The 15,001-nt window shown below is 73.2% G+C and carries 18 protein-coding genes; 10 read left to right on the top strand and 8 right to left on the bottom strand.

Annotation, left to right across the window (positions count from 1 at the left end):
- Nucleotides 1–1,155, bottom strand: coding sequence for a Gfo/Idh/MocA family protein (locus EAH89_RS03035; protein WP_140881302.1), 1,155 nt, complete (start codon nt 1,153–1,155; stop codon nt 1–3).
- A gap of 65 nt (nt 1,156–1,220) precedes the next feature.
- On the bottom strand, nt 1,221–1,862 hold the full coding sequence (locus tag EAH89_RS03030; RefSeq protein ID WP_140881301.1) for a TetR/AcrR family transcriptional regulator: 642 nt from the start codon (nt 1,860–1,862) through the stop codon (nt 1,221–1,223).
- Between the two features lie 236 nt (nt 1,863–2,098).
- On the opposite strand from EAH89_RS03030, the gene EAH89_RS03025 reads away from it, so the two are divergent.
- Entirely contained in the window at nt 2,099–3,052 is a 954-nt protein-coding gene (locus tag EAH89_RS03025) for an SMP-30/gluconolactonase/LRE family protein (protein ID WP_140881300.1), read from the top strand.
- Nucleotides 3,053–3,061: 9 nt separating this feature from the next.
- Here the strand turns inward: EAH89_RS03025 and EAH89_RS03020 are convergent, their stop codons facing one another.
- Together EAH89_RS03020 and glpK are read right to left on the bottom strand one after the other, a co-directional pair.
- Nucleotides 3,062–3,343, bottom strand: a complete 282-nt coding sequence (locus tag EAH89_RS03020) for a hypothetical protein (protein WP_140881299.1) — start codon at nt 3,341–3,343, stop codon at nt 3,062–3,064.
- 73 nt (nt 3,344–3,416) lie between these two features.
- Nucleotides 3,417–4,919, bottom strand: coding sequence for a glycerol kinase GlpK (gene glpK, locus EAH89_RS03015; RefSeq protein ID WP_140881298.1), 1,503 nt, complete (start codon nt 4,917–4,919; stop codon nt 3,417–3,419).
- Nucleotides 4,920–4,958: 39 nt separating this feature from the next.
- Here glpK and EAH89_RS03010 point away from each other — a divergent pair, with 39 nt between their 5' ends.
- The 6 genes from EAH89_RS03010 to EAH89_RS02985 all read left to right on the top strand — a co-directional run bounded on the left by EAH89_RS03010 (nt 4,959) and on the right by EAH89_RS02985 (nt 10,068).
- Nucleotides 4,959–5,657, top strand: a complete 699-nt coding sequence (locus EAH89_RS03010) for a glutathione S-transferase family protein (protein ID WP_140881297.1) — start codon at nt 4,959–4,961, stop codon at nt 5,655–5,657.
- A 6-nt stretch (nt 5,658–5,663) separates the two neighbouring features.
- Nucleotides 5,664–6,590: an AEC family transporter gene (locus tag EAH89_RS03005; RefSeq protein ID WP_140881296.1), complete on the top strand. Its 927-nt coding sequence runs from the start codon at nt 5,664–5,666 to the stop codon at nt 6,588–6,590.
- 116 nt (nt 6,591–6,706) lie between these two features.
- On the top strand, nt 6,707–7,687 hold the full coding sequence (locus tag EAH89_RS03000) for a Bug family tripartite tricarboxylate transporter substrate binding protein (RefSeq protein ID WP_140881295.1): 981 nt from the start codon (nt 6,707–6,709) through the stop codon (nt 7,685–7,687).
- A gap of 68 nt (nt 7,688–7,755) precedes the next feature.
- A complete protein-coding gene (locus EAH89_RS02995; protein ID WP_241666831.1) occupies nt 7,756–8,793 on the top strand; it encodes an SAM-dependent methyltransferase in 1,038 nt (345 codons plus the stop codon).
- Between the two features lie 72 nt (nt 8,794–8,865).
- Complete coding sequence (locus tag EAH89_RS02990) at nt 8,866–9,159, top strand: GNAT family N-acetyltransferase (protein ID WP_140881294.1); 294 nt, start codon at nt 8,866–8,868, stop codon at nt 9,157–9,159.
- Between the two features lie 45 nt (nt 9,160–9,204).
- Complete coding sequence (locus tag EAH89_RS02985; RefSeq protein WP_140881293.1) at nt 9,205–10,068, top strand: SMP-30/gluconolactonase/LRE family protein; 864 nt, start codon at nt 9,205–9,207, stop codon at nt 10,066–10,068.
- Nucleotides 10,069–10,089: 21 nt separating this feature from the next.
- Here the strand turns inward: EAH89_RS02985 and EAH89_RS02980 are convergent, their stop codons facing one another.
- Nucleotides 10,090–10,668 (bottom strand): YqgE/AlgH family protein, encoded by a 579-nt coding sequence (locus EAH89_RS02980; protein ID WP_140881561.1) that lies wholly within the window; start codon nt 10,666–10,668, stop codon nt 10,090–10,092.
- 283 nt (nt 10,669–10,951) lie between these two features.
- On the opposite strand from EAH89_RS02980, the gene EAH89_RS02975 reads away from it, so the two are divergent.
- From EAH89_RS02975 to EAH89_RS02965, 3 genes are read left to right on the top strand one after another with little or no spacing between them, the layout of a single operon-like run.
- The gene (locus tag EAH89_RS02975; RefSeq protein WP_140881292.1) at nt 10,952–11,434 is read left to right on the top strand and encodes a peroxiredoxin; all 483 of its coding nucleotides are present in this window, start codon (nt 10,952–10,954) and stop codon (nt 11,432–11,434) included.
- Nucleotides 11,431–11,724: a hypothetical protein gene (locus EAH89_RS02970; protein ID WP_140881291.1), complete on the top strand. Its 294-nt coding sequence runs from the start codon at nt 11,431–11,433 to the stop codon at nt 11,722–11,724. The genes EAH89_RS02975 and EAH89_RS02970 overlap by 4 nt, the downstream gene beginning before the upstream one ends.
- Before the next feature lie 58 nt (nt 11,725–11,782).
- The gene (locus EAH89_RS02965; RefSeq protein WP_140881290.1) at nt 11,783–12,556 is read left to right on the top strand and encodes an SDR family NAD(P)-dependent oxidoreductase; all 774 of its coding nucleotides are present in this window, start codon (nt 11,783–11,785) and stop codon (nt 12,554–12,556) included.
- Nucleotides 12,557–12,565: 9 nt separating this feature from the next.
- On the opposite strand, the gene EAH89_RS02960 is transcribed toward EAH89_RS02965, so the two are convergent.
- The 3 genes from EAH89_RS02960 to EAH89_RS02950 are packed head-to-tail and all read right to left on the bottom strand — an operon-like array spanning nt 12,566 to nt 14,937.
- Nucleotides 12,566–12,991 (bottom strand): PaaI family thioesterase, encoded by a 426-nt coding sequence (locus tag EAH89_RS02960; protein ID WP_140881289.1) that lies wholly within the window; start codon nt 12,989–12,991, stop codon nt 12,566–12,568.
- Between the two features lie 21 nt (nt 12,992–13,012).
- Nucleotides 13,013–13,879: a flagellar motor stator protein MotA gene (gene motA / locus EAH89_RS02955; protein ID WP_140881288.1), complete on the bottom strand. Its 867-nt coding sequence runs from the start codon at nt 13,877–13,879 to the stop codon at nt 13,013–13,015.
- On the bottom strand, nt 13,876–14,937 hold the full coding sequence (locus EAH89_RS02950; protein ID WP_140881287.1) for a flagellar motor protein MotB: 1,062 nt from the start codon (nt 14,935–14,937) through the stop codon (nt 13,876–13,878). The genes motA and EAH89_RS02950 overlap by 4 nt, the downstream gene beginning before the upstream one ends.
- Between the last annotated feature and the right edge of the window lie 64 nt (nt 14,938–15,001).

Genomic DNA, 15,001 nt, shown 5'->3' with positions numbered 1-15,001 from the left:
TCACGCCTCCAGCGCGGGCAGGTCGATCCAGCGGCGCTCCGCCCAGGACCGCAGCCCGGCCTCGGCGAGCTGCACGCCCTTGGCGCCGGCCATGAGGTCCCAGGGATAGTCCGCGCGCTCGCCGGCAACGTGCTTCAGGAACTCCTCCCACTGCACGCGGAAGCCGTTCGGGTAGGGCTGGGTGTCCGGCACCTTCCCCCATCCCTCGAAGAAGTCGATCGTCTGCGGCTCGTCGGGGTTCCAGACGGGCTTGGGGGTGCTCACCCGCGCCTGCGTCCAGCAATCCGTCAACCCGCAGACCGCCGAGCCGTGCGTGCCGTCGACGTGGAAGGTGACGAGGTCGTCCCGCCGCACGCGCGTGGTCCAGGAGGAGTTGATCTGCGCGACGATCCCGCCCTCGAGCTGGAAGGTGGCGTAGGCGGCGTCGTCCGTGTCGGCGTCGTAGGGCTTGCCGCTCTCGTCGTAGCGGACGGGAATATGCGTCGCGCCCAGGCAGGAGACGGCCTTCGTGGCGCCGAAGGTGTTGTCGAGCACGTAGCGCCAGTGGCAGAGCATGTCGAGGATGATGCCGCCGCCCTCGTTCTTCTTGTAGTTCCAGCTCGGGCGCTGCGTCGGCTGCAGGTCGCCCTCGAAGACCCAGTAGCCGAACTCGCCGCGCACCGAGAGGATCCGGCCGAGGAAGCCGCTGTCGATCACCATCTTCATCTTGCGCAGGCCCGGCAGGAAGAGTTTGTCCTGCACCACGCCGTGCTTGATGCCGGCCGCCTTCGCCACGCGCACGAGGTCCAGCGCGTCCGCGAGGTTATCGGCCGTCGGCTTCTCGCAATAGATGTGCTTGCCCGCGCCGATCGCGCGCCGGATCAGCTCGGCGCGCATCTGCGTGGTGGCCGCGTCGAAGAAGATCGTGTCGTCGGGGTTGGCGAGCGCGGCGTCGAGGTCCGTGCCCACGCGGTCGATGCCGTGCGCGCGGGCCAGCGCCTCCAGCTTCTCCCGGTTGCGGCCGACGATGATGGGGTCCGGCATCAGGCGGTCGCCGCTGGGCAGGCGGACGCCGCCGTCCTTGCGGATGACCGCGATGGAGCGGATGAGGTGCTGGTTCATGCCCATGCGCCCCGTCACGCCGTGCATGACCAGGCCGATACGCCGCTGCGCCATTCGCGCTTCCTCCCCGCACTTCTTAAGTAACCGTGCGGTTACCTAAGGCCGGCGAGAGGCCTGCGTCAAGGCCGGAGCCAGCCCAGCACCACCTCCACCGAGTGCGCCTCCCGCGCCTCGATCGCGGCCTCGGAGCCGAGGCCGGTGCCGAAGATGGCCGAGAGCGTGTGCAGGTTGGACACGTAGAAATGACCCAGCGCCACGATCGTCACATAGGCCTGCATCGGGTCCACGCCGCCCCGGAACACCCCCTCCGCCACGCCGCGGCGCAGCACGGCGCGCAGCGTGTCCAACAGCGGGAAGTAGAGGGCCGGCACCCGCTCGCTTCGCCCGAGATAGGCCGCGCGGTGCAGGTTCTCCTGGTTCAGCAGGGCGACGAACTCGGGGTGGCGCGCGGTGTAGCGAAGGTTGAAGCGCACCAGCTTCGCCATGGCCTCGGCGGGCGGCAGATCGTCCACCCGCAGCGCCCGTTCCTCCTCGCGCTTGTGCGCGTAGGCCGCCTCGAGCACGGCGACCCAGAGGTCCTCCTTGTTGCCGAAATAGGCGTAGAGCATGCGCTTGTTGGCGCCGGCGCGGGCGGCGATGTCGTCCACCCGGGCGCCGGCCAGGCCGCGGGCGGCGAATTCCTCGAGCGCGGCGTCGAGGATCCGGCGGCGCGTCGCCTCGGCGCGCGGGCTCTGCGGGATGGTGCGGGCGGGGGCGTCCATGCGCCGCATCCTGTCCGCGATGCGGCGCGGAGGCGAGAGCGCCGTTGAGTGGCCCGCCCGCGGGAGGCCGTGCCCTAGTGCAGGACGCCGAAGAGCCAGAGCAGCAGGATGACGGGAATGGGAATCCCGATGAGCCAGAGCAGGATGCCGCGCATCGCTTGTTTCTCCCTTGTCAGTGCACGGGGAGGCAACGTGGGGGGCTTGCGGCGGGTTGCGGCCCCGCGCAGCCTGCGCGCATGGAACGCCCCTTCGACAACGAGGCCCCCTGGGTTCCCTCGGCCCGCTATCCCGACCCGCGCCTGCGCGACCTCGATCCCTCCTTCGCCCGCTACCGCCTGATGAACGCGCCCGTCGCGAAGCTGGCGGGCGGCACGCGCTGGGGCGAGGGCCCCGTCTGGTTCGGCGACCACCGCTGCCTCCTCTGGTCCGACGTGCCCGGCGACCGCATGCTCCGCTGGGACGAGGCGACCGGCGCCACGACCACCTTCCGCGCGCCGTCGAACTTCGCCAACGGCAACACGCGCGACCGCGAGGGGCGGTTGGTCACCTGCGAGCACTTGACGCGGCGCGTGACGCGCACGGAGCACGACGGCCGCATCACCGTCCTGGCCGACCGCTTCGAGGGCAAGCGCCTCAACTCGCCGAACGACGTCGTCGTGAAGTCCGACGGCACGGTCTGGTTCACCGACCCGCCCTTCGGCATCCTCTCCGACAACGAGGGCGAGCGCGCCGAGCCCGAGCTTCCCCAGAACGTCTACCGCTGCGATCCCGCGCGCGGCACGCTGGAGGTGGTGGCCGAGGGCATCGAGGGCCCGAACGGCCTCGCCTTCAGCCCCGACGAGTCCCTCCTCTACGTCGTCGAGAGCCGCACCAACCCGCGCAAGATCCTCTCCTTCGCCGTGGACGGCGCCCGCCTCTCCGGCCGCCGCGACTTCATCGTGGCCGAGCCCGGCGGCACGCCGGACGGCTTCCGCCTGGACGAGGACGGCAACCTCTGGTGCGGCTGGGGCATGGGCACGGCGGAGCAGGACGGCGTGCGCGTGTTCAACAGCGCGGGCGCCCCGATCGGCCACATCGACCTGCCGGAGCGCGCGGCCAATCTCTGCTTCGGCGGCGCGCACCGGAACCGCCTGTTCATCACCGGCGCGCGCTCGCTCTATTCCGTCTACGTCAACACGCGCGGCGCCTGAGCCGCGGGGTCAGTCGGCGCGGCGCAGGTCCTCGACGCGGACCGCCCCGCCCTCCCCCTGGAACACGGGGGCGCCGCCGTCCTGCGAGACGCCGGTGATGCGGTGCTCGCCGCTGTCGTAGACCTCGACCTTCCCGTCCCGCTCGACCGCGAGGCGCCTCGCCTCCGGGAAGAAGGCGTAGCGCATCCCGTCCTGCCCGCCGCTGGAGGAGGGCGCGCCCAGCCCCTCCGGCCACCAGGCGGGGCCCGTCTCCATCGGCTTCATCGGTTCCATGGGCTTCATCGGCTGCATCGCGCTCTCCCGGCTTCGCCGACGGAACGGGCGCCCGCGCCGAAGGCTTCCGGGACGCCGCCGGAAAACCGGCTCAGGCCCGCGCGACCCGCCCCACGGCCACCTTCCACGCCCCGTGCCGCCGCGCCGCCTCCTCCGCGGGCATGGCGGGCTCGAAGCGGACCCGCCGCTGCCAGTGGGTGGCGCCGGGCGCCGTGCCGTCCCCGGGCGGCGGGAGGAGCCCCGCCTGCACCCCCGCGAGGTAGGCGGCCCCCAGCGCCGTCGTCTCCGCCACCGCCGGCACGTCCACCGGGCATTGCAGGGCATCGGCCAGGAAGCGCATTGTCCAGTCGCTGGCGGTCATGCCGCCGTCGACGCGCAGCACGGTCGTGCCCATCTCCGGCCAGTCCGCGCGCATGGCGTCGAGCAGGTCGCGCGTCTGCCAGGCGACGCTCTCCAGCGCGGCCCGCGCGATCTCGGCCGCCCCCGCCCCCCGCGTCAGCCCGAGGATGGCCCCGCGCGCCGCGGCGTCCCAGTGCGGGGCGCCGAGGCCGGTGAAGGCCGGCACCATCACCACGCCCGAATCCGGGTCCGCCCGCGCCGCCAGCTCCCCCGCCTCCGCTGCGGTGCGGATGATGCCCAGGCCGTCGCGCAGCCACTGCACGGCGGCGCCGGCGACGAAGATCGCGCCCTCCAGCGCGTAGGTGCGCCGCCCCCCGATCTGCCAGGCCACGGTCGTCAGCAGCCGGTGGGAGGAGCGCACGGCCGCCTCCCCCGTGTTCAGCAGCATGAAGCAGCCCGTGCCGTAGGTGGACTTCGCCATGCCCGGCGCGAAGCAGGCCTGGCCGAGCGTCGCCGCCTGCTGGTCCCCGGCCATGCCCCGGATCGGCACGGCGGCGCCGAGCAGGGCGGGGTCGGTGCTCCCGAACTCCGCCGCGCAGTCCCGCACCTCCGGCAGCAGGGCGCGGGGGATGTCCAGCGCGCGGAGGATGTCGTCGTCCCATTCCCCGCGCCGGATGTCGTACAGCATCGTGCGCGCGGCGTTGGTCGCGTCCGTCGCGTGCACGCGCCCGCCCGTCAGGTGCCACAGCAGGAAGCTGTCCACCGTGCCGAAGGCGAGGTCCCCCTTTGCCGCCCGCGCGCGGAGGCCGGGGATTTCCTCCAGTAGCCAGACGAGCTTCGTCGCGGAGAAGTAGGGGTCGGCCAGCAGCCCCGTGCGCTCGGTCAGCAGCTCCTCCAGCCCCGCCGCCCGCAGCCTCTCGCAGATGCCGGCGCTGCGGCGGTCCTGCCAGACGATGGCGGGGTGGACCGCGCGCCCCGTGGCCCGGTCCCAGAGGATCGTCGTCTCCCGCTGGTTGGTGATGCCGATGCCGGCCACCCGCCCGGCCGCGACGCCGCCCCGCTCCAGCGCGCCGCGCAGGCAGGCGACGGAATGGGCGACCAGGTCCTCCGGCGCGTGCTCCACCCGCCCCGGGCTCGGGAAGTGCTGCGGCAGCTCCACCTGGTGCGTGGCCCTCGGGTGCAGCGCGGCGTCGAACAGGATCGCCCGCGTCGAGGTCGTGCCCTGGTCGAGCGCCAGCAAGGCCTCCTCCGCCATCCGCTTCCCCCCATCCCTTTCCGGGCGCAGCATAGCGCCATGTCCGTGATCCTCCATGACCTCTGCGGCGCCGACCCCGCGCACCGCTTCTCCCCCTATTGTTGGCGCGTCCGCATGGCCCTCGCCCACAAGGGCATCGCGCACGAGGCGCGGCCCTGGCGCTTCACTGAGAAGGACGCCATCGCGGACGCCGGCACCGACAAGGTGCCCGTGCTCCGCCACGGCGGGCAGACGGTGTCCGAGAGCTGGAACATCCTCGGCTACCTCGAGGACCACTGGCCCGGCGCCCCCACCCTCTTCGGCGGCGAGGGCGGGCGGGCGCTCGCCCGCTTCGTCAACACCTGGGCGGACGCGGTGCTCATGCCCGCCGTGGTCCGGCTCGTCGTCTCGGACATCCCCGCCCACCTCGCCCCGGAGGACGCCGCCTACTTCACCCGCACGCGGGAGGCCCGCTTCGGCAAGCCGCTCGCCGAGGTGACGGCCAACCGCGAGGCGGACGTGGAGGCCCTGCGGCGCGACCTCCACCCGCTGCGCATGGTGCTGCGCGAGCGGCCCTGGCTCTCCGGCCCCACGGCCGGGGCGGCGGACTACATCGTCTTCGGCCCCCTGCAATGGGCCCGCTGCGTCTCCGCCTTCCCCCTTCTCACGCCCGACGACCCCGTGCACGCCTGGCGCGGCCGGCTGCTCGACGCCTTTGGCGGCCTCGCCCGCAACGCCCCCGCCCAGGACCATGGCTGAGCCGGGATGGAGTCCTGGCTCGACGCCTTCCTGCCCGCCTTCGGGCTGATCGGCCTCGGCGCCTTCCTGAAGCGCCGCCTGTTGCGAGAGGACGCCGTCTGGGCGGGGATCGAGAAGCTCGTCTTCTGGGTGATGCTCCCCTGCCTGCTGGCCAGCTCCCTCTCCTCGGTGGACCTGGGCGCGCTGCCGGTCGCGGGCATGGCGGCGTCGCTCTGGCTCGCCCTCCTGCTCGGCACCGCCGCCTCGCTGCTCCTCGCCCGCGCCTTCGGGCAGGCGCACCCGGGCACCACCTCGGTGCTGCAGGGCGGCATCCGCTTCAACAACCTCCTCGGCTTCGCCATCACCGGCGCGGTCTTCGGGGCCCCGGGCACGGCGCTCGCCGCGGTCACGGTGGGGCTGATCGTGCCCTGCGTGCAGCTCATCCTCACGGTGGCCTTCGCCCTCGGCGGCGGGGTGCGGCCGCGGCCGGGGGCGCTGCTGCGTCAGGTGGCGCTGAACCCGCTCATCCTCGGCTGCGCGGCCGGCTTCGCGCTGGCGGCGCTCGGCGGGCTGCTGCCGGGCATCGGCCCGCTGGCGCGCAGCCTCGGCCAGGCCACCGTCTCGCTCGGCCTCCTCGCGGTCGGCGCGGCGCTCGGCGCCGAGGCGCTCCGGGACCGCCTGGTGCTGCAGGGCGCGACGACGGCCTGGAAGCTCCTCGCCATGCCCGCGCTCACCCTCCTCCTCTGCCTCGCCCTTCGGCTCGACCCGCTGCCCGCGAGCATCGCCACCGTCTTCATGGCCCAGCCCACCGCGACGACCGCCTATGTCATGGCGCGGATGATGGGGGGCGACGCGCCGCTGATGGCGGCCATGACCACGCTCCAGCACCTCGTGGCCGTCGCGACGCTGCCGCTCTGGCTGGCGATTCTCTGGGCAGTCCTGCCCCTGGCCTGACCCGCGCGCGGGCGGATCGCCGCCCGCCCCCGCCGAAACCGTCCCGCTCCCGGATTGGCGGGGCCGGGGCCCTGCCGCATGATGCCCGCCGCAACCCCCGGACGGGATCCACCCTCATGCTGACGCGACGCGGCCTCGCGCGCGGGGCCCTCGGCCTCGGCACCGCCTCCCTCCTGCCCAACGCCGGCCACGCCCAGGCCGCCTGGCTCGACCGGCCGCTGCGCCTGATCATCGGCTACCCGCCCGGCGGCGCCTCGGACCTCTTCGGGCGCATGATCGCGGGGCAGATGGGGCCGCGCCTCGGCCAGAACGTGGTGGTGGAGAACCGGCCCGGCGGCGGCGCCGTGGTGGCGAGCGAGACCGTCACCCGCAGCGCGCCCGACGGCAACACGCTGCTGCACGTCGACAACGGCATCCTCGTCTACAACCCCGCCCTCTACGCCCGCCTGCCCTACGATCCCGACCGGGACCTCGCGGGCGTTGGCTTCATCGGGCGCTTCCCGCTCTTCCTCGTCGTGCGGGCGGACAGCCCGATCCGGGACCTCGCGGGCTACATCACGGCCGCGGCCGGGCGCGCGCCGACCTACGGCACCCCCGCCGTCGCCTCGCCGCACCACCTGGCGATGGAGATGTTCAAGCGCCGCGCCGGCTTCGAGGCCACCCACGTCCCCTACCGCGGCGGCCCTGCGGCCATGCAGGACCTGCTGGCGGGCACGGTGGACAGCGTGATGATCGACTGCGCGACCGGCACCGCCTTCATCGCCGACGGCCGGGTGCGCGCCCTCTGCGTGCTGAGCGAGGCGCGCTCCCCCACCAGCGCCGCCGTGCCCACCGCGCGCGAGCTCGGCCACGCCGGCGCCATCGCCTATGGCTGGCAGGGAATCTCGGTCCCCGCCGCGACGCCCGCCCCGGTGGTCGCGCGCCTGGCCGCGGAGCTCTCCCGCGCCATCGGCTCGGAGGAGGTGCAGGCCCGCTTCACCACGCTCGGCATCGAGCGCGCCAACCCCTCCCCCGCCGACTTCGCCGCCTTCGTCGCGCGCGAGAACGCGGAGTGGCGCCCGCTCATCCGCGAGCTCGGCATCCGGCTGGACAGCTAGGCGAGGGTGGTCAGCCGATCCGGCGGCGGCTAGAGAGGGTCGTATCGCCCGGGAAGGGAAGACCCGCCTTGCTCCGCCGCCTCCGTTCCCTGGCCCGCGGGGCCCAGCGCCTTGGGGCGGGCAACCTCCTCCGGAAGATCCACTCGCTGGAGGTCTCCGCCGGCGCCACCGCCCGCAACGCGGAGCTGGCGGCCTGGAACACGAAGGTCATGGGCTCGGCCATCGCGAGCCGCTTCTACGAGGCGGGGCTGGCCGGCCGGGCCGCCCCCCTCCCCCCGGAGCCCGTCACCATGGGCTTCGGAGGCCGCCTCTGCCGGCAGGAGGACATCGAGGGCGACTGGCTCCGCCACTGGTGCGGCCGGATCGGCTTCGTGCCGATGTACCACCGCAAGGTCTGGGAGGACTGCTACGCCCTCCAGGCCCTGCACGAGCGCGGCATGATGGCGCCGGGCAAGCGCGGCCTCGGCTTTGCGGTCGGCGCGGAATGGCTGCCGAGCTTCTTCGCCGCCCGCGGCACGGAGGTGGTCGCGACCGACCTCGACCCCCGGGACCTGCGCGCCCGCAACTGGATCGAGACGGACCAGCACGGCGGCCGGGTGGACACGATCTTCAAGCCGGGCCTGATCGACCTCGACGCCTTCAACGCGCGCGTCTCCCTCCGCCCCGTCGACATGAACCGCATCCCCGCCGACCTGCACGGGGGCTTCGACTTCCTCTGGTCCGTCTGCTCGCTGGAGCATTGCGGCTCGATCGCGCAGGGGCTCGACTTCGTGGTGGAGGCGATGCGCTGCCTCCGGCCGGGCGGCGTTGCCGTCCACACCACGGAGTTCAACATCAACCCCGAGGGCCCGACCATCGAGGAGGGCTCCACCGTCCTCTTCCAGCGCCGCCACATCGAGGAACTGGGCGCCCGCCTCGCGCGCGCCGGCCACCGGATGCTGCCGGTGGACTTCGGCACCGGCACCGGCGTGCTCGACGGCTTCGTGGACCTGCCGCCCTACCCCGGCAACGACAGCCCCCTCTCCCTCCCGGAGGCGCCGCATCTCCGCCTCTCGATCATGGGGCTGGTCGCGACCTCCATCGGCTTCATCGTCGAGAAGGGCTGAACGCCCGCCGCCGCCCGGCGTTCAGCGATGGGGCGTTCAGCGCTCGTGTCCGGCGAGAAGGAGGGAACAGGGATGCCCGGCGAGGTCACCGACAACCGCGCGGCGGAGCGCTTCGAGATGAGGGTGGACGGGCAGCTCGCCCTCATCGCCTACCGCCGCGGGGAGGGGCGCATCATCCTCGTCCACACCGAGGTGCCGGAGGCGCTGTCCGGCCAGGGCGTCGGCTCCCGCCTCGTCCGCGGTGCGCTCGACCTCATCCGGGCGGAGGGGCTGCGCGTCGTGCCCCGCTGCTCCTTCGTCGCCGCCTACATGGCCCGCCATCCCGAGACCGGGGACCTCCTGGCCGAGGCCCTGCCGCCGGGCTAGGCCCGCCCGGTCACCGCGCCCCTCCCAGCAGCAAGGCTCCGCCCGATGACAGCGCCCATCCGCATCCTCGACGTCGCCCCCGCCGCCGGCACGGGGGAGAGCCCGGTCTGGGACGAGGAGCTCGGCCGCCTCTGGTGGGTGGACATCCCCCGCCCCGCCGTGCACCGCACCGACCCCGAGACCGGGGAGACCGAGACCTGGGGCATGCCCGAGCCGGTCGGCTGCCTCGGCCTCTGCCGCTCGGGCACGCTGCTGCTCGGCCTGCGCTCGGGCATCCACCGCTTCGACCCCAAGGACGGCTCGCTCTACCGCGTGGCCGCGCCGGAGCCGGACCGGCCGGAGAACCGCCTCAACGACGGCAAGGTCTCGCCCGAGGGCCGCTTCCTCGTGGGCTCGATGCACGACGTGCCCGAGAAGGGACCCCATGCCGCCCTTTGGAGCCTCTCGCCGGGGGAGCGGAGCTGCGTGCGCCTGGCGGACGGCCTCGTCATCTCCAACGGCCTCGCCTGGAGCCCGGACGGGCGGACGCTCTGGCACTCGGACAGCCGCGCCTCGGTCATCTGGAACTGGGACTACGACCCCGCGACGGGCGCCATCTCGAACCGGCGCGAGATCGCCCGCCCCACCGACGCGATCGGCCGCCCCGACGGCGGCGCGGTGGACGCGGAGGGCGCCTACTGGAGCGCCGGCGTCTCGGCCGGACGCCTCAACCGCTGGCTGCCCGACGGCACGCTGGACCGCTTCGTGGAGCTGCCCGTGCGCTCCCCCACCATGCCCTGCTTCGGCGGGCCGGGCCTGCGCACGCTGTTCGTGACAAGCCTGCAGAAGGAGACGGGCCCGCATGACGGGCGCCTCGTCGTCCTCGACGTGGGCGTGGCCGGCACGCCGGTCGGGCGCTTCGCGGACTAGGGCGCGGGGGCGCCCGGCGGCTCAGGCCCGCCCGGCCGTCCCCACCAGCAGCAGCGGATCCACCTTCAGCTTCGCCAGCGCCCGGCGCCACTTCGCGTCCTGGTCCTCCTCGGTAAAGAGGATGGCCTCGTCCGGGGTCACGTTCAGCCAGGCGTTGTGCTGGATCTCGCTCTCGAGCTGCCCCGGGCCCCAGCCGGCGTAGCCGAGCGCCAGCAACCCCTGCCGCGGCCCGCCGCCGCCGGCGATGGCCTTGAGGATGTCCACGCTCGCGGTCAGGGCGAAGCCGCCGTCCACCGTCAGGCTGCTCTCGCTCGACCAGTCCTGGGTGTGCAGCACGAAGCCGCGCCCGCCCTCCACCGGCCCGCCCGCGTGCAGCCGGATGCGCCGCGCCGGCGGCACCGGCGTGACGTCGAGCTGCTTGAGCAGGTCGTCGAAGGTGAGGTTCTCGATCGCGCGGTTCAGCACGATGCCCATCGCCCCCTCCGCCGAGTGGGCGCAGAGGCAGATGACCGCGCGCGCGAAGCGCGGGTCCTCCATGCTGGGCATGGCGATCAGCAACTGCCCGCCGAGCCACCCCTCCTCGGCGGGGGAGCGCTTCATGCGGGAGAGCTGAATCGGGGGGGACTCGGCCTCGCCCTCCATGCCCTCGTCGGGCATGTCCTCGTCGGGAACGGGAGGGGGGGAGGCCTTGTCCTTCGGGCGCCGCGTCATTCCGCGAAGATGGCGGCGCCCCCCAGTCACTGCAACCCGGGCACTGCAACCCGGGCACTGCAACCCGGGCACTGCAACCCGCCCGAACGCATTCCGCGCGCCGCTTGCCGGTTGACAGCCCGGCCGAAGGGGCGCCGAAACTCCCCGGGCCCATCCCCTTCAAGGACCCCCCATGGCCATCCAGACCGGCGACGCCATTCCCTCCGTCAAGATCATGCAGGCGAGCGCCGAGGGCCCGAAGGAGGTCGACACCGCCGCCCTCCTCGGCAGCGGCACCGTCGTCCTCTTCGGCGTCCCCGGCGCCTTCACCCCGACCTGCTCGGCGCGCCACCTGCCCGGCTTCGTGCAGCAGGCCGAGGCGCTGAAGGCCAAGGGCGTCGCCACCGTCGCCTGCGTGGCCGTGAACGACGCCTTCGTCATGCAGGCCTGGGCCCGCGACCAGGGCGTGGAGGACAAGGTGGTCATGCTCGCCGACGGCGGCGCCGCCTTCACCAAGGCGCTCGGCCTCGAGCAGGACCTGACGGCCCGCGGCCTCGGCGTCCGCGCCCAGCGCTTCGCCCTCGTCGCCAAGGACGGCAAGGCAACCTATGTCGGCGTCGAGGAGCCCGGCGCCTTCGACGTGAGCAGCGCCGAAGCCGTCATGGCCAAGCTGTGAGCCGCGCCCGCAAGGCCGCCGCCGGCGCGGGGGGCAACTGGCCCCTCTTCGCCTGGCAGGCCGGCTGGGTCTTCGCGCTCCGCAGCGCCGACCTCATGGCCAAGCCCGACAGCGCGGCCGCCGAGCTCACCCGCATGGCGCTGGAGAAGCAGCGCGCCTTCACCGAGGGCTGGTTCGCCGCCGGCCGCGCGGCCCTGCGGGGCGAGAACCCGGCGGCCGTCATGGCCGCCGCCGCCAGCCCGGCCCGCCGCCGCGTCAGCGCCAATCTCCGCGGCCTCCGCAAGAGCTGACGGGCAACCGCGCCCTCGTTCCCGCGCTTGAGACGGCTCGGACGAACGGAGGCGCGGGATGATTCTTCAGGGCAAGGTGGCCTTCGTCACCGGGTCGGACTCGGGCATCGGGGCGGAGATCGCCGTCGCCCTGGCCCGCGCCGGCGCCGACATCGCCGTCACCTGGCACACCGACGAGGCCGGCGCGCGGGAGACGGCCGGCCGGGTCGAATCCGCGGGGCGCCAGGCCTTCGTCACCCGGATGGAGGTCATGGACTCCGCTTCCGTCACCGCCGCCTTCAAGGCGGCGCGCGACGCGCTCGGCATTCCCGACATCCTCGTCAACAACGCGGGCAAGGGCATGGGCGGCAAGAAGCCCGTGGCCGAGATCAGCGACGAGGACGCCGAGGTGGTGATCCGCACGAACCTCCTCGGCCCGCTCTGGTGCGCCCGCGCCTTTCTCCAGCACCGCCTCCCCGCCGGCGGGGGCGGCAAGATCATCAACGTTTCCTCGGTCGCCCAGCACCTGCCGACGGACGGCAGCGCGCCCTACGGCATGTCCAAGGCCGGGCTCGGCTCCCTCACCCGCAGCCTCTCGGTCGAGCTCGCCCCCCACCGCATCAACGTGGTCGGCATCGCCCCCGGCCTGATCCAGACGCCGATGACCCAGGAGCGCCTGGACGACCCCGCCAAGCGCGAGGCCTCCTTCAAGGAGATCCCCTGGCACCGCGCCGGCCAGCCCGAGGAGATTGCCAAGCTCGCCCTCTTCCTCGCCGGCCCGGACGCCGACTACATCACGGGGCAGACGATCGTGATGGACGGCGGGCTGACGATGAACTGGGGCGGGGCCTGACGCCCCGCCTCACCGAAGGGGCGAATCGGCCGGCACGCCCTCGGGCAGGTTGCTCCCGCCCCGCCAGCGATGCGTGCCGGCCCCGAAGGCCACGATCGTCCCGTCCGGCCCGAGCACCTCGGTGCGGGTGAAGAAGATGTTTCGCCCGGCGGTGACCACCCGCCCCTCCGCCACGATCCGGCCCTCCGTCACCTGCCCGGTGAAGCGGCAGTCGAGGTCGACCGTCACCGCCCGCCGGACGTTCCCCGGCACCGTGCAGAACAGCCCGGCATAACCCCCGGCTTGGTCGAGCATGGAGAGGAGCACGCCGCCGTGGAGCACCCCGCTGCGGTTGTGGTGCCGGGGCTCCACCACGAGGGCGAGGCGGGCGAAGCCGTCGCGCCACTCGTCGAGGGTGATGCCGATGAGGTCGTGGAAGGGGGCTGTGTCGTCCATCCCCGCCGCGTAGCCCGGGGATCAGGCGATCTGCAATTCCTGCAGCGCCGTTTCCAGCTCCTGGAAGGTGGGCATGTGGCTGGAGGGCGCCATCTTCCGCCCCGTCTCCACGGAAACCTGGGGCGCGTTGCCGTGCAGGTGGGCCACCAGCACCGCGCGGATCACCTCGAAGTACTTCTGCTCCTCGTCCACCACGCCCTTCAGCCGCGCGGCCATGGGGCCCATGACGCCGTAGGCGAGCAGCACGCCGAGGAAGGTCCCCACCAGCGCGCCGCCGATCATGCCGCCCAGCACCGTCGGCGGCTGGTCGATCGAGGCCATGGTCTTGATGACGCCGAGCACCGCGGCCACGATCCCGAGCGCCGGCAGCGCGTCCGCCATGTTCTGCATGGCGTGGGAGGGGTGCAGCTCCTCCTCCTTGATCTTCTTCAGCTCGCGCGCCATCACGTCCTCGATCTGGTGCGGGTCGTCGGCGTTCATCCCGACCATCCGCAGGTAGTCGCAGATGATCGCGACAACGTGGTGGTTCGCCTTGATCTTGGGGAACTTCGCGAAGGCCGGGCTCTCGTCGGGCTTCTCTATATGCGCCTCCAGCGCCATGGCGCCCTTCGTCTGCACGAGTCGCACGAAGTAGTAGAGCAGCGACAGCATCTCCACGTAGTCGGACTTGTGGAAGCGCGCGCCCTTCAGCAGCTTCCCGAAGCCGCCCAGCGTGTGCTTCACGTCGTGCATCGAGTTCGACATGACGAAGGCGCCGATCGCAGCCCCCCCGATCATCATCCCCTCGAGCGGCAGGGCGTGCAGGATGATGTCGAACTTGCCGCCCGACAGCGTGTAGCCGCCGAAGACGGTGATCATCATCACCACGAAGCCGATGATCGTCGTCACGGTGCGGCGTTCCTCGTGTTCTCGCGCAGCAGAAGGATGGAGACCCGCCGGTTGGCGGGGTTGCCGGGGTCGTTGGCCATCAGCGGCTCGCGCTCGGCCAGGCCCGCCACGCTGCGGATCCGGCTCTCGGGGATGCCTCCCTCAACCAGCAGACGGCGCGTCGCATTAGCGCGCTCCGTCGAGAGGTCCCAGTTGGAGCGGGCGCCGGGCCGGAAGGGCGTGGCGTCCGTGTGGCCGCTGATGGAGACGGCGTTGGGCACCCGGTTGATCACCGCCGCCACCTTCGCCAGCAGCGCCCGCGCCTTGTCCGCCGGCACGCTGCCGCCGAGGGCGAACATCGGCTGGCGCTCGGCGTCGAGGATCTGGATGCGCAGGCCTTCCGGCGTCTGCTCCACCTGGAGCTGCTTCGCGAGGTCGGCCAGCGCCGGGTCGTCGCGCACGGCGGCCCGCACCTGGTCGGCCAACCGGTCCAGAACCTCGCGCTCGCGCTTCTCGTGCTCCTCGCGCAGCGCCTCGCTGGTGGCCTTGGTGACGTCGGCGGAGCCCGTGCCCGTCTCGCGGTCCCCCGCCTCGCGCTCCCCGGGCGGGGCGGCCGAGGCCGAGGCGCGGATGGCGGCGGAGCGCTCGGCCAGCAGCCGCGCGGGCGTCGCGGTCTCGTCGTCGCCCTTGGGCCCCTCGCGCCGCTCCACCGCGCTGGCGGGCGTGTTGCTGTCGTCCTCCTCGAGGTCGAAGACCACGGGGCGCGGGCCGGTCTCGACCCGCACGGAGGAGGCGTTGGAGGCCATTTGCCCCGTCTCGTTCGGGGTGCGCCCGCCGAAGGGCTGGCCCGAGCCGCTGGGGCGCTGGCCCATGACGTTGGTCGGGTTGAAGTAGTCGGCCAGGCCCCGCCGCTGCTCCTCCGTGGTCGCGTTCAGCAGCCACATGAGGAGGAAGAAGGCCATCATGGCCGTGACGAAGTCGGCGTAGGCGACCTTCCACGCGCCGCCGTGGTGGCCGCCCTCGCCCCCCTCCTCCTTCTTGATGACGATGGTGACGCCTTCGCCCTTGCCTTTTGCCACGGCTCCGCACCCGCTATTCGGGTGCAAGATCGCCGATGACCATCAAGGCCGGGTTAACCGCCCC

This window comes from Muricoccus nepalensis (genome assembly GCF_006438825.1).
Lineage (GTDB): Bacteria > Pseudomonadota > Alphaproteobacteria > Acetobacterales > Acetobacteraceae > Roseomonas > Roseomonas nepalensis.
This window is presented reverse-complemented; position numbering and strand designations above follow the sequence as displayed.

Bases quoted from the DNA above. Each gene is read 5' to 3' on its own strand.
- EAH89_RS03035 (WP_140881302.1), bottom strand. From the start codon at position 1,155: ATGGCGCAGCGGCGTATCGGCCTGGTCATGCACGGCGTGACGGGGCGC.
- EAH89_RS03030 (WP_140881301.1), bottom strand. From the start codon at position 1,862: ATGGACGCCCCCGCCCGCACCATCCCGCAGAGCCCGCGCGCCGAGGCG.
- EAH89_RS03025 (WP_140881300.1), top strand. From the start codon at position 2,099: ATGGAACGCCCCTTCGACAACGAGGCCCCCTGGGTTCCCTCGGCCCGC.
- EAH89_RS03020 (WP_140881299.1), bottom strand. From the start codon at position 3,343: ATGCAGCCGATGAAGCCCATGGAACCGATGAAGCCGATGGAGACGGGC.
- glpK (WP_140881298.1), bottom strand. From the start codon at position 4,919: ATGGCGGAGGAGGCCTTGCTGGCGCTCGACCAGGGCACGACCTCGACG.
- EAH89_RS03010 (WP_140881297.1), top strand. From the start codon at position 4,959: ATGTCCGTGATCCTCCATGACCTCTGCGGCGCCGACCCCGCGCACCGC.
- EAH89_RS03005 (WP_140881296.1), top strand. From the start codon at position 5,664: ATGGAGTCCTGGCTCGACGCCTTCCTGCCCGCCTTCGGGCTGATCGGC.
- EAH89_RS03000 (WP_140881295.1), top strand. From the start codon at position 6,707: ATGCTGACGCGACGCGGCCTCGCGCGCGGGGCCCTCGGCCTCGGCACC.
- EAH89_RS02990 (WP_140881294.1), top strand. From the start codon at position 8,866: ATGCCCGGCGAGGTCACCGACAACCGCGCGGCGGAGCGCTTCGAGATG.
- EAH89_RS02985 (WP_140881293.1), top strand. From the start codon at position 9,205: ATGACAGCGCCCATCCGCATCCTCGACGTCGCCCCCGCCGCCGGCACG.
- EAH89_RS02980 (WP_140881561.1), bottom strand. From the start codon at position 10,668: ATGAAGCGCTCCCCCGCCGAGGAGGGGTGGCTCGGCGGGCAGTTGCTG.
- EAH89_RS02975 (WP_140881292.1), top strand. From the start codon at position 10,952: ATGGCCATCCAGACCGGCGACGCCATTCCCTCCGTCAAGATCATGCAG.
- EAH89_RS02965 (WP_140881290.1), top strand. From the start codon at position 11,783: ATGATTCTTCAGGGCAAGGTGGCCTTCGTCACCGGGTCGGACTCGGGC.
- EAH89_RS02960 (WP_140881289.1), bottom strand. From the start codon at position 12,991: ATGGACGACACAGCCCCCTTCCACGACCTCATCGGCATCACCCTCGAC.